This window comes from Variovorax sp. 10N432, assembly GCF_056394465.1.
This window is the reverse complement of sequence record NZ_JBFTHX010000078.1, coordinates 1-10445: the sequence shown is the minus strand read 5'-3', so window position 1 is coordinate 10445 and position 10445 is coordinate 1. Positions and strand designations below refer to the sequence as shown.

The following is a 10445-nucleotide window of genomic DNA, read 5'->3' as shown; positions in this document are numbered from 1 at the left end:
GCCCACTGCGACGGGTACTGGTCCTTGGCGTCAAAGACCATGCGCACCGCGCGCTCCATGACCTCAGGGGAAAACTTCGGTGACTTTCTCATCTTGGCTCCATTCTCAATCGAAGGAGCCTCCTCAAAATCCGGGGCGGTTCACCCCTCGGGTCATGAGGCTGGCTTTGCCGCCTTGAAGGCGGGTCATGATTCGGTAGCCATCGAACTTGATCTCGAAGATCCACTTCCCTTGCGCAGGGACGCCCGTGGCCAGGGTGGCGAGTTGCGGCCCGATCTTGGCGGGGAGAGGAGCCTTGACGGCGCCCGGGACGCCGCTTTCCGCTGCAGCTTTCCTTTTCACCCCCGCCTTCTTCGTCGGTGCCGGATGGGCCGCGTCCTTGCCCGTTCCGGAGGTGGGCAGAAGAGGCTTCGCGATCACGCTGTCTGGGAGGGCGGAAACGACGTCGTAGTCGGCCTTCGACCTGGCGAATTCGTCGCGCTTCTTGAACAGGATCCACGGCTCCTGCTTTTCCCCGCCTTTGGCGATCTTGACCAGTTCCCACAGTCCCGCCATCTTTTGACCGTGCAAGTGGAAAAGGAGCTTGCCCTTTTGCAGTCCCTCCCGCGGGTCGCCCACCGGCTCCCACGTGCCGTTGTCCCAGACGATCACTGTGCCAGCGCCGTATTGCTTCGGCGGGATGGTCCCTTCGAACGACCCATAAGAGAGCGGGTGGTCCTCGACATGAATCGCCATGCGCTTGTCCGTCGGGTCATAGCTGGGCCCCTTGGGCACGGCCCACGACAGCAGCACGCCGTCGAGCTCGAGCCGGAAGTCATAGTGCAGCCGGCTGGCGGCATGCTTCTGGATCACGAATGACAGCGCCTTTGACTGGCTGGCGGCTCGCTCGCCGCGGGGCTCCGAGGTGACCGAGAAATCCCGTTTGGCCCAATATTTTTCCAGCGGGTCAAGGCTGGGGCTTCTTGCTTCTGGCATGAGCGGAATCTACGGCGGCAATCTGGTGGCGTCGACCGTCGAATACGCAGCCGACTGTCGGACATTTGGCAATGCGGCACGCGACGAACGCTACTCGTGAGACGGAAGCCTCGGAAACCATCCGCTTCAACCCTGCTGGCGAAAGATGGCAGCCGCGTGAAGCAACGAAAGTCGCCGATCCGTTGGTCCTGGCGTCAGCACCCCTTGGCTTGCGCTAATAGAAGCGGGATTCCAAGACCTGCATCGCCAGCGGATACTCACAAAGACTTACGCGCGTCGCCTGCTTTCTTTTGCGGAGAAAGGCGCAGCGTGCAGGGGACAAAAAGGAGACGCCCATGACGAGTACATGTGAAGCTGTCCACTGTTTCGACCGAGGAACGGTGAGATTCGCTATCTATCCAGAAGGCTTTGATGGCCCTCGTGTCCTCGCTGAAGTTTCAGAGGATGCGCTGCGGGATGTATTCGGTGCCCGTGGAGGGCCGGACAGCCTGTTGGAGGCCTGCCAAGCGAACTTCAAGATCATTGAAGAAACCACCGTCGCGCGGCATTTGCGTCGACCTCGGGAACCCATTACGCTGGAAATAGCGGACTTCTCCAGCACAGCGCCATGGCGGGAGGACCAACGTTCCGTTACTCCGTCAATCAAGGATTTCAATGAACAGGCCCACGTACGTAACGCCCGATGAATTGACAAAGCGTATGACGGAGGCCACTGGCTTTGAAGATTTGTTGGAGAGGATCATCAGCGCCAGCGACGAATACGCCGCTGCCATTGACGAGTGGGAACGCATGCTGGAGGACCAGCGACGAGGTTCGCGCGTAGATGCGGCGGTGTGGCACGAAAAGCTTGAAGCACTGAACACGGCCTTCGCACGGTACGTGGGTCTGGCGAATTAGGAGCGGCGACGACGAGGGTCGGGCAGCAAGCGGCGGCCACTCCCTGGAATCACGCGCGGCTGTATTAGGGCCTTTGGCGGTTCTATCGCCCGAAATGCACGAACGACAGCGCCTTTGCCTGTCCGGCTGTTCGCTCGCCGCGAGGCTCCGGTGGACCGAGCGGGGGCAACCCGATTGAATCGAACCGAAGGCGCGGCCGGATGTCGGACAGCTGGCAATGTGAGGCGCGCGCCTCTTCCACATTGGGGGGAAAAGTGGCAAGGTGCCCTACCTAGGTCGCACTTGAGGTCACTATGGCAGCACGCTCGATTGCATCTCTCTCGCTCAGCTTCGGCCTGGTCTCAATCCCGGTCAAGCTCTACTCGGCTACGGAGTCCTCCGAGACGATTCCTTCCTGCTTGCTGCTGGCAAAAGACGGCAGCCGCGTGAAGCAGCAGTACGTGTCGGAAAAGGACATGAAAACCGTCGTCGCTCGGAGCGAGATGATCAAAGGCTACGAATCGAAAAGGACCAGTACGTCCTTTTTCAACCCGAGGAGCTGAAGGCTCTTGAGGAGGGCTCAAGCCATGTGATCGACATCGTCGCATTCATCCCCGAGAAGGAAGTCGACCCTATCTACTACGACAAGGCCTACTTCCTCGCACCGGACAAGCGCGGGGGCAAGCCCTATAGCCTGCTGCGGGCGGCCATGCGGGAAAGCGGGCGGTGTGCGCTTGCGAAATGGGCTTGGAAGGGCAAGCAGTATGTGGTCCAGGTCAGGGCAGCTGAAGATGGCTTGGTGCTGCAACAGCTGCTCTATGCGAACGAGGTGCGTTCGCTGGCAGACCTCAACATCGAAAACACGCAGCCCACACCTGCCGAACTGAAGCTTGCCCTACAGCTCATCGATCAGATTTCGCAAGATACCTACGATCCAACCATGTTCGAGGATGAAGAAAAGGCGCGCATTCTCGCGGCGATCGACGCGAAGATCGCGGGCAAGGAAGTCGTCGCGGCGCCGCACGCACGCGATGACACCGGCGGCAAGGTGATCGATCTGACCGAGGCGCTTCTGGCGAGTCTGAAACGCAAGCCCGCCACCGCCGCAGCGGTCAAGGTGCCGGGCAAACCAGTTGAAGCCGAGACCGGCGCCAAGCGCAAAGGCGTCAAGCGTGCTGCGAAAGCTGAAGAGTCCGAACAGGTCCCAGTCGGTAGCCGCGCCAGGAAATAAGCCGGCGTCACGCTGGCTCAAGGCCCATGGGATCGCACACGCTTCGGGGCGTTCAGGAGTTGCTCGGGCTCTCCCGCAGCGCCATTGTTCAGTTAGTCAAACTGGGTTTCGTCAAGCCTGAAAGAGGGGCGCGTCGCGCCTACGAGTTCTCGTTCCAGGATGTCGTACTGTTGCGAACCGCCCATGAGCTTCGCTCGGCAAGCATTCCGACCGCCAAGATCCTTCGAGCGCTGCGCAGGCTCAAAGACGAGCTTCCCGCCGATGCACCTCTATCCGGGCTGAGGATTACCGCCGTCGGCAACGATATCGTCGTTCGCAATCGCGATTCCCAGTGGGCTGCAGACACTGGCCAGCTTCTCATGGACTTCGATGTGGGGGTCCAAGCTCAGCGCGGTTCGGAAGCGGTCATCCGTCCGCTGGAAGCCGCTCGTAAAGCGGTTCCAGTCGCACACGGCTCGCCGGATGAGCTTTTCGCGCAAGCTCAGGCGCTGGAGGACATTGACATTGCAGCAGCCAAACGAATCTATGCAAAAGCAATCGCCACGGCGCCCGGGTTCACGAATGCCTACTTGAATCTGGGCGCTCTCCTCTGCGAGAGCGGCGATTGCGACGATGCTGTCCGACTTTTTACCAAGGCCATCGAGCACCAGCCTCTCGAAGCTTTGCTGTACTTCAACCGTGCAGTGGCTCTTGAAGATTTAAAGCGGTTCGGGGAGGCCCTAGAAAGCTACGACTTGGCTCTGCAACTCGATCCCGAGCTTGCCGATGCACATTTCAACGCTGGGCGCCTGCATGACGAACTAGGCCACCAGCAACGAGCCATCAGGCACTACAGCGCCTACAGGAGGCTGTCCAAGTGAGGCCGCATCATCAGTCCACCGCGCCCATGGTCGTCGAAGACGCCTGACGCCAGTGCATTTCGAGCGTATCAACTTCCGCGGAACGTCAGCTTTGAAGTGCAGAGGTATGTGCGCCCGGCACGTGGGTAAAGCAAAGTTCCATCCCTCTTCTCTGCGCCGATGGCCTCGTCACGCGGGAAACTCGAACCTGGTTTCACATGCCTCGCAACGGACCGCAAGTTGGCTGTCGACGGGTGAGGGCATCAGTCGCTCAAGGCGCCCATCGAGGAAGCACGCCGGGCACGGCAGCGGCTCATCAGGAAACGAGAGCGCTCTGTGCCAAGCAATTACCCAGTCTTCGATCACAGTCTCCGTCGCGCCCTCAGTTTTAAGGAACCGGAGCAGTTCAAATTGAAGACTTTCCATTGCCATCGCGCTCTCCAACGGATTGAACGGGAAAGTATGTTCCTGGGGAGGCGCCGACTTCGGCCGGGCGGCGCGAGCCGCCCGGATGACGCTCAATCGGTGCTGATCTCGATGCGACGTGGCTTCGCATGCTCCGCCTTGGGAATGTTTAACGTGAGCACGCCGTTGACGAGCTCCGCACGAACCTTTTCCGTATCCAGCTCGGCGCTGAGCGTGAAGGTCCTGTGGAAGCGAGCCGATCCTACTTCGGTATGGCTCGACCGGAGGCCTTCCGGCAGGGCGAGGGCGATTTCGGCGTCGATGGTGAGCGTCCCCGCCTCCACCTGCAGGTTCAGCTTATCGCGCGGCACCCCGGGCAAGTCTGCATAGAGCGTGATGCCGTTGGCATCCTCGAGGACATCCACGGGAGGCGTCAAGGCGGCATCGCTGTAGCGCATTCCGGAGGATTCGGCTTTCGCCGGAGCGGTAGACACGCTCTCCTGGCTACGAAGTTCGTTCATTTCTGACCTCCTTTCTTCACTGAAGGGCAATGCGACGCGGCTGTGCCGAGGCTCGTCGCTGGACGGTGATCTGAAGCACGCCATCTTGGTACTTGGCCTGGACGGCCTCCGGATCGGCGTCTTCGGGCAGGCTGATGACGCGCCGAAAATCCCCCGCGAACCGCTCGTTGATGTGGACGGCCGCCTGATTGGCGGTGGCCGCCCGATCGGACGTTGGAAGGCGCGAGGCGCGCTGCCCGGCGATCGTCAAGACCCCTCGATCGAGGGAGATGTCCAATGCGTTTGGTTCCACACCTGGGGCGAAGGCATAGATTTCCATGGTCTGAGGTGTGCCCCCGACGTTGAGCGCCGGGAAACCGCTTCGCCCAAAGCCGCGGATGGTGGGCGACAGATCGAAAGCCTGCTGCATTTCGCGCTGCAGGCGATCCATCTCGGCGAACATGTCGCGCGGAAACAGGGATCGATACATAGCGAATACCTCCATTCGGGTTGAATAGAGCGCCGGAGGCGTCCTTCCAGCGCTTCCGTTCCCGAATTAGGGTCAGCGAAATAGCTTTTCAAGATCCGACCACCAAGCCCTAGTGGCCCGCTCGTCACCCCTGGCGTGCTTGGCTGGTGGCTGTCTAGCCTGCAGCTCGCAAAGGCAGTGCGACGTCATGCTTCCTAGCACGTTACGCGCTGTCCGCGGAGCCCAGCAGGTCGGCAAGGCGCGCTGCACGCGCTAACTGAAACATTCCCTTGGCTCGGCCCAAGTCAGTCGTCGGAGGGATCGCGTAATAGAATGTAAATTGCATGTAAATACTTTGGTTTCTGTAGTTCATCGCGAAACCTTGCGGCTATCGTATTCATCCGCAGTTCAGGCTGCGATTGCAATCCCAACAAATCGTAGGTGCCACAGAGGCATTGGATCTGATGCGCACCACTGAGGAGTTCTTCAGTGAAGACTACGTTGCGAGCACTCACCGAGATCAGACTTCGCCACTCAGAGTACGCGCTGCCGCCTGGCAGCCAGCTTGATGTCGGCTGCGATCACCTGTGGATTCCAGACAATCCCGCCACCAGGGAAAGGCTCAACCGGAAGGTTGAATTGGGCAATCGCCTGTATGGGCCCGGGACCCATTGGATCGAGAGACGGCAAGCCTGAACGCCTGTCGGGCCATCAGGCATTGTTGCGCGGTTCCTTCTGTCATGAGCGCAAATCCACCGGGCCAACCCCATTGGGTTGAGCGTCCTGCATCTGCTGACTGGCGGCTCTTTCGATGTAATCGTGGATCCAGAAGCGTGCTTTGTCGGCAAGGGCGGACCTAGCAGCCTCTTCGTTGTCATCTGGCCGAACAAGGGAAAGTCGGCACATGACAGCTGATGAGCGTTTCACGACCGCGGTGAATTGCTTCCCGTCTCTTTCGACCGCCATGCTCCACTCAGCCGGCGCCAGAGGCGCCAACGTCGTTCGCGCACTGAGCTTGTCCAGATTCATTTTTTTTCTCCAAGTACTACTTTGAAACCAACGCAAGTCAACTGCTTGCAGCGGATCCGAAAGCAAGCAGAGGAGATGCTTGCATGTCAGCAGCCCGATTCAATGGGTCTTTTTCACAGCTATGACTTGAAATCGGCCTTGGCAGTTCATTCCTACCCGAAAATTTCCAGAGCGCTCACTCCCAAAGGATTCAACTTGGTGTCCACCATACTGAATGGCAGGAATATCGGTATTTCTCGTCGAGGACAACGAGCAAATCAGGGAGCACCTGATTCCCGCGCTCGCCGATCTGGGGTCTGCAAGCGTGCTGGCAGTTGCCCAAACTGAAGACGAGGCCGTCAATTGGCTTGCCCATCATAAGGGGCAGTGGGATCTCGCCGTTGTGGATCTCTTTTTGGCGCAAGGATCGGGGCTTGGCGTTGTCCGTTGGTGTCGAGGGCGTGACCGCCATCAGAGGGTCGCTGTGCTCACCAACTACCCGACAGACTCGATGCGGGAAGCGTGCATCGAGGCAGGCGCCGATGCTTTCTTCGACAAATCGACGCAGCTCGAAGAATTTTTCGATTTCTGCCTTCAGCAACGTTAACTCCTGCGCGTAGCCTTTCTGTAGCGAGGGGGAGTGCAGCGAGTCGAGCGTCGACCGGGCTGGCCGGTCCCGGGCTTTCAGTGCTGCGCATCGAGTTCGTGCCGATCTCGCCCCTGCCGGGCACCAATCCCTGACGCACGCGGCCCGGCACGGCCGCACAAGTCCGTCTTTGCAATCGGTCCTCCGACGCCGACGCCTGTGGGAGATGGAGGCGCTGGGCTACCACGCGCTAGTCGATGGCCAGAAGGGCTGCAAGTCATCCTGGCGAATGGCGCACCGCCGCTCGAGATCGCCGCTTGCCCGGCGACCGACTTGCGCCCAGGCGGCCGGTTCCAAGAAGGGCGCGTGAGATCCACCGCCAAAACCCGCCATCGAAAGGTTTGGCTACTTTGCTACTTTGGCTATGAAGCCGACCCGTCATCTCCGCAGTCAATCCGGAGAGTGGCCAACCCGCAGGGGCGGCCCCCAACGGCCCCAAGCCGAATAATGCTGTTCAGCAGTTGTTCAGAGAACCGTCGCACCATCGGCTTTTCCTCCGACCATCAGCTGGTCTTGCCCGCCTCGGCGGGCTTTTTCGTGAGCGGCGGAAATCGTTTGCTGTGTTCTTTGCAGCTAAGCTCGCTTCGCCGGCACGGCGCCCTTCCGCTTCACCTTGATCCAGTCCCGGCTGCGGCTGCCTGGTACGTAGATGCTGTCATCCCGCTTGGCCACCAGACCCTCCAACTTCAGGCCCAGCACAGCGTCGTTAAAGATGCGCGGAATGTCCTCCTCAAAATGGCCTACGGCCAGCACATTGTCGGGGCTAGGGTCCAATAGTTCGCGAGAAGCGCCTTGCGCTGCAGCAGCGTGTTCTGAGTGATGTCAATCCCATGGTCAACCATCAGGTCGAATACCGCGTAGCCAACCGGATCGCAGCCCTCAAACCAACGGCGCCGGCGCGCGCGGGCATGCAGCCGATTGAAGTCCGAGCGGCCGAGATCGATCTCGCCGTCGACCACATACGGCCCACCGCGGACCGATGCAAGTGACTTGGCGATTTCCGGGAACCATGCCGTCGCGTTAGCGCCACCGCGCGTGCGTAGCCTGCACTCCCCGTCCCCAAACATTGCCGTGAGCCGGTAGCCGTCGTACATGATCTCAAAGATCCACCCCGGAGCAGTCAACGGCAGGGGCCGGTCATCGAGCAGCATCGGCAAATAGTGCGCGAGGTCCATAGGGGCCAAATTGAGAAAATGGCTGTCGGCGGGACGCGCAAAATGCCTCATGCCCACGCGACAGGAAACGATCGCCTCTCCAGGCGAAAGAAATGACCGCGCGCACGACTCCTCGCTTGACGCGGATATGCCAACTCGTTGTATTCTGCGACCTGAAGCGACGTTCTCCGGACTTCCATTGGCGATTCCAACAGCCAAGTGGAGTGCCGCCGCGCCTTACGGAGGTCGCTAGAACTGCCCCTGCCCATCACCGGTGCGGTCATGAACCCAGCGCATGGCCTGCTGCTCGGCGTGACGGGTTGCTTCCGCCTCGGTCCCATACACAACTTCCTCGGTGTCGTTGGGCAGGTGCATCTCTTCCTCGTCTGTGGGAGTTCGAACAAGAACGACGTTCGGCTGATAGCCGCCGCGGACGGGCTCTACGCGCAGCTCAAAGCGGAAGCCGCGGTATTCAAGCGAGTGACCATCGGAAATGGGAGTGCTGGAGTCTGTCGGCATGGTTCTGGCCTCCTGGCAAAGTCGGCTTTTCTGCGGCTGAGGCTTGGTTCGAATCACCTTAGCCTGCCCTCGAAGGCGGGGCGTGTTTCTGGTTCACGTGCGGCGCGCTCCGTTCTTCAAGCGGCACTTGTGTGAGCCTGCATGCCCTGCCCGATCTGACGCAGCAGGAATGGTCATTGGCGACCAGCACGGGATCAGGCACGCCTTTGACCCGAACGTTCTTGGAGCCCGATAGGGGAGTGCTTGCATGCAGGTCTCCTTCGAGCCGGCAGCTTCCGGAGCACGAGGCGCCACGACTGTCGGCCTTGGGTGAGCGATTGGGTAGGAGGCCTCCGACTTCGGAATCGGTGCGACGCCGATTAGGGCTTCTGAAAAGTCACCATAAGTTATCTGCCGTCCGCGTGATTTCCGCCGGGCACCCAAGGAGCATTCGATGGACACTTGGCCAAGTTGTAGCCGATGCCTGAGGAGGCGCCTGTGACGATCGCCAAGGGACGAATGGGAATGGTGGCGGGCCTGAAGAACAAAGCACCAGGTGGCGATGGCAAAGGTCCTACCCTCCCAGCTGATGGCCGAACAACATCGAAAACAGGCGGCGCCAGGTTCTGGCGAGGACACGTGACTGTTGTGAACACGAGTTCAAACTAGGCCATGGAGTGGGTTGCTTGGCTTTTCGGTGAAGGCTCGGATCTCGAAATCTGGCAGATGGCAGCGCGGGCGATGGTGATGTTTTTTATCGCGCTGCTTTTAATCCGGGCCTCGGGTCGGCGCTCCTTCGGGCAGCACACGCCGTTCGATGCCTGCGTCACCGTACTGTTGGGCGCAGTACTGAGCCGGGCGGTGGTTGGGGCGTCTCCGTTCTTGGCGACCGTTGCGGCCGGCGCGGCGCTCGTCCTGATCCACCGGGCGATGTCGATCGCGACGGCTCGCTGGCCGCGCTTTGAAGACATGGTGAGCGGCCGGGAGGTGGTGATCATCCGCGACGGCTTTCTCGATCGACGGGCCATGCTCAATGCGCTTCTGACAGAGCGCAATCTCTATGAGGCGGTGAGGCAGAAGCTCGGCAGTTCAGATTTCTCGGGTGTCGCCTTGGCTATCCTCGAGCGCGACGGGAAGATCACCGTCATCGAAAGGAAAGTGAGGGGATGAGATTCACGCTGACATGGGCCGACGAACTTCGTTCACGCTGCGCCGGCGCCCAGACGCGGAACCTATTTGATCCTGATCGAACCGCTGCCACTGCGGGGGCAGCGCTTTCGCGTACCTCAACGAGATGAGCATTTTTGTCATACGTCATGCGGAAAAGTCGACACCGGACGATGTCGTCCGGGCGGTGGACGAATTCGGCCGGCCTAGCCCACATGAACTGAGCGTGCTCGGTTGGCAGCGCGCGGGCGCGCTTGCCGCTCTGCTGGGCAATGCGAACAGGTTGGCGAAAAGCGGTCTCGAGCAGCCGCGCCACCTGTTCGCCGCGCGACCAACGGCTGACGAACCGAGTGCGCGACCGTTGCGAACGCTGCAGCCGCTGGCCGACGTTTTGGGTCTTGCGATCTCACTGGAATTCGCGGTGGGCGAGGAGAAAAAGCTGAGCCGCCGGCTCGAATTGCTCGACGGCTGCGTGCTCGTGTCATGGGAACATAAGGCCATCATGGCTCTTGCGACGCTACTGCTAGTGCAGTGCGCTCGAAATAGTGGAACTTAATAGATGCGGCACACTCCGACCTCGATGGAGGTCGCAGCCATGCGCATTGCCCCGAAGATCGAACTGGATGCCGCTGTTCAACGAGAGCTGACGGCCTTGGCGCGACGAGGCCGAGGCCGCG

13 protein-coding genes and 1 pseudogene are annotated in these 10445 nt (G+C 60.4%); 7 read left to right on the top strand and 7 right to left on the bottom strand.

Annotated features, from left to right (window positions below; all coding sequences use genetic code 11):
* Positions 1 to 123 precede the first annotated feature (123 nt).
* Positions 124 to 975: a DNA polymerase ligase N-terminal domain-containing protein gene (locus AC1DF3_RS35900; protein WP_478142658.1), complete on the bottom strand. Its 852-nt coding sequence runs from the start codon at positions 973 to 975 to the stop codon at positions 124 to 126.
* 335 nt (positions 976 to 1310) lie between these two features.
* Between AC1DF3_RS35900 and AC1DF3_RS35895 the strand changes: the two genes are divergently transcribed.
* The 4 genes and pseudogenes from AC1DF3_RS35895 (at position 1311) to AC1DF3_RS35880 (ending at position 3942) form a co-directional block, all read left to right on the top strand.
* The gene (locus AC1DF3_RS35895; protein WP_478142657.1) at positions 1311 to 1661 is read left to right on the top strand and encodes a hypothetical protein; all 351 of its coding nucleotides are present in this window, start codon (positions 1311 to 1313) and stop codon (positions 1659 to 1661) included.
* 13 nt (positions 1662 to 1674) lie between these two features.
* Positions 1675 to 1872 (top strand): hypothetical protein, encoded by a 198-nt coding sequence (locus AC1DF3_RS35890; protein WP_478142656.1) that lies wholly within the window; start codon positions 1675 to 1677, stop codon positions 1870 to 1872.
* A gap of 293 nt (positions 1873 to 2165) precedes the next feature.
* A pseudogene (gene ku, locus AC1DF3_RS35885) lies at positions 2166 to 3082 on the top strand (non-homologous end joining protein Ku).
* 26 nt (positions 3083 to 3108) lie between these two features.
* Entirely contained in the window at positions 3109 to 3942 is an 834-nt protein-coding gene (locus AC1DF3_RS35880; RefSeq protein ID WP_478142655.1) for a tetratricopeptide repeat protein, read from the top strand.
* Between the two features lie 497 nt (positions 3943 to 4439).
* Here the strand turns inward: AC1DF3_RS35880 and AC1DF3_RS35875 are convergent, their stop codons facing one another.
* The 3 genes from AC1DF3_RS35875 to AC1DF3_RS35865 all read right to left on the bottom strand — a co-directional run bounded on the left by AC1DF3_RS35875 (position 4440) and on the right by AC1DF3_RS35865 (position 6324).
* Positions 4440 to 4784: an Hsp20/alpha crystallin family protein gene (locus tag AC1DF3_RS35875; protein WP_478142660.1), complete on the bottom strand. Its 345-nt coding sequence runs from the start codon at positions 4782 to 4784 to the stop codon at positions 4440 to 4442.
* 79 nt (positions 4785 to 4863) lie between these two features.
* The gene (locus AC1DF3_RS35870) at positions 4864 to 5316 is read right to left on the bottom strand and encodes an Hsp20/alpha crystallin family protein (RefSeq protein WP_478142654.1); all 453 of its coding nucleotides are present in this window, start codon (positions 5314 to 5316) and stop codon (positions 4864 to 4866) included.
* 717 nt (positions 5317 to 6033) lie between these two features.
* Positions 6034 to 6324 carry a hypothetical protein gene (locus AC1DF3_RS35865; protein ID WP_478142653.1) on the bottom strand — a complete coding sequence of 97 codons (291 nt, stop codon included), beginning with the start codon at positions 6322 to 6324 and terminating at the stop codon, positions 6034 to 6036.
* A 214-nt stretch (positions 6325 to 6538) separates the two neighbouring features.
* Between AC1DF3_RS35865 and AC1DF3_RS35860 the strand changes: the two genes are divergently transcribed.
* Entirely contained in the window at positions 6539 to 6910 is a 372-nt protein-coding gene (locus AC1DF3_RS35860; RefSeq protein WP_478142652.1) for a response regulator, read from the top strand.
* A 612-nt stretch (positions 6911 to 7522) separates the two neighbouring features.
* On the opposite strand, the gene AC1DF3_RS35855 is transcribed toward AC1DF3_RS35860, so the two are convergent.
* The 3 genes from AC1DF3_RS35855 to AC1DF3_RS35845 all read right to left on the bottom strand — a co-directional run bounded on the left by AC1DF3_RS35855 (position 7523) and on the right by AC1DF3_RS35845 (position 8622).
* A complete protein-coding gene (locus tag AC1DF3_RS35855) occupies positions 7523 to 7621 on the bottom strand; it encodes a hypothetical protein (RefSeq protein WP_478142659.1) in 99 nt (32 codons plus the stop codon).
* 68 nt (positions 7622 to 7689) lie between these two features.
* Complete coding sequence (locus AC1DF3_RS35850; protein WP_478142651.1) at positions 7690 to 8124, bottom strand: ATP-dependent DNA ligase; 435 nt, start codon at positions 8122 to 8124, stop codon at positions 7690 to 7692.
* Positions 8125 to 8352: 228 nt separating this feature from the next.
* Positions 8353 to 8622, bottom strand: a complete 270-nt coding sequence (locus tag AC1DF3_RS35845) for a hypothetical protein (protein ID WP_478142650.1) — start codon at positions 8620 to 8622, stop codon at positions 8353 to 8355.
* A 651-nt stretch (positions 8623 to 9273) separates the two neighbouring features.
* Here AC1DF3_RS35845 and AC1DF3_RS35840 point away from each other — a divergent pair.
* A complete protein-coding gene (locus AC1DF3_RS35840; protein ID WP_478142649.1) occupies positions 9274 to 9771 on the top strand; it encodes a DUF421 domain-containing protein in 498 nt (165 codons plus the stop codon).
* Between the two features lie 124 nt (positions 9772 to 9895).
* The gene (locus tag AC1DF3_RS35835) at positions 9896 to 10324 is read left to right on the top strand and encodes a hypothetical protein (protein WP_478142648.1); all 429 of its coding nucleotides are present in this window, start codon (positions 9896 to 9898) and stop codon (positions 10322 to 10324) included.
* Positions 10325 to 10445 lie beyond the last annotated feature (121 nt).

Excerpts from the sequence above, each read along its gene's own strand:
- AC1DF3_RS35895 (WP_478142657.1), top strand. The coding sequence starts at position 1,311 with ATGACGAGTACATGTGAAGCTGTCCACTGTTTCGACCGAGGAACGGTG.
- AC1DF3_RS35900 (WP_478142658.1), bottom strand. The coding sequence starts at position 975 with ATGCCAGAAGCAAGAAGCCCCAGCCTTGACCCGCTGGAAAAATATTGG.
- AC1DF3_RS35880 (WP_478142655.1), top strand. The coding sequence starts at position 3,109 with ATGGGATCGCACACGCTTCGGGGCGTTCAGGAGTTGCTCGGGCTCTCC.
- AC1DF3_RS35865 (WP_478142653.1), bottom strand. The coding sequence starts at position 6,324 with ATGAATCTGGACAAGCTCAGTGCGCGAACGACGTTGGCGCCTCTGGCG.
- AC1DF3_RS35835 (WP_478142648.1), top strand. The coding sequence starts at position 9,896 with ATGAGCATTTTTGTCATACGTCATGCGGAAAAGTCGACACCGGACGAT.
- AC1DF3_RS35870 (WP_478142654.1), bottom strand. The coding sequence starts at position 5,316 with ATGTATCGATCCCTGTTTCCGCGCGACATGTTCGCCGAGATGGATCGC.
- AC1DF3_RS35840 (WP_478142649.1), top strand. The coding sequence starts at position 9,274 with ATGGAGTGGGTTGCTTGGCTTTTCGGTGAAGGCTCGGATCTCGAAATC.
- AC1DF3_RS35845 (WP_478142650.1), bottom strand. The coding sequence starts at position 8,622 with ATGCCGACAGACTCCAGCACTCCCATTTCCGATGGTCACTCGCTTGAA.
- AC1DF3_RS35860 (WP_478142652.1), top strand. The coding sequence starts at position 6,539 with ATGGCAGGAATATCGGTATTTCTCGTCGAGGACAACGAGCAAATCAGG.
- AC1DF3_RS35875 (WP_478142660.1), bottom strand. The coding sequence starts at position 4,784 with ATGCGCTACAGCGATGCCGCCTTGACGCCTCCCGTGGATGTCCTCGAG.
- AC1DF3_RS35850 (WP_478142651.1), bottom strand. The coding sequence starts at position 8,124 with ATGGACCTCGCGCACTATTTGCCGATGCTGCTCGATGACCGGCCCCTG.
- AC1DF3_RS35890 (WP_478142656.1), top strand. The coding sequence starts at position 1,675 with ATGACGGAGGCCACTGGCTTTGAAGATTTGTTGGAGAGGATCATCAGC.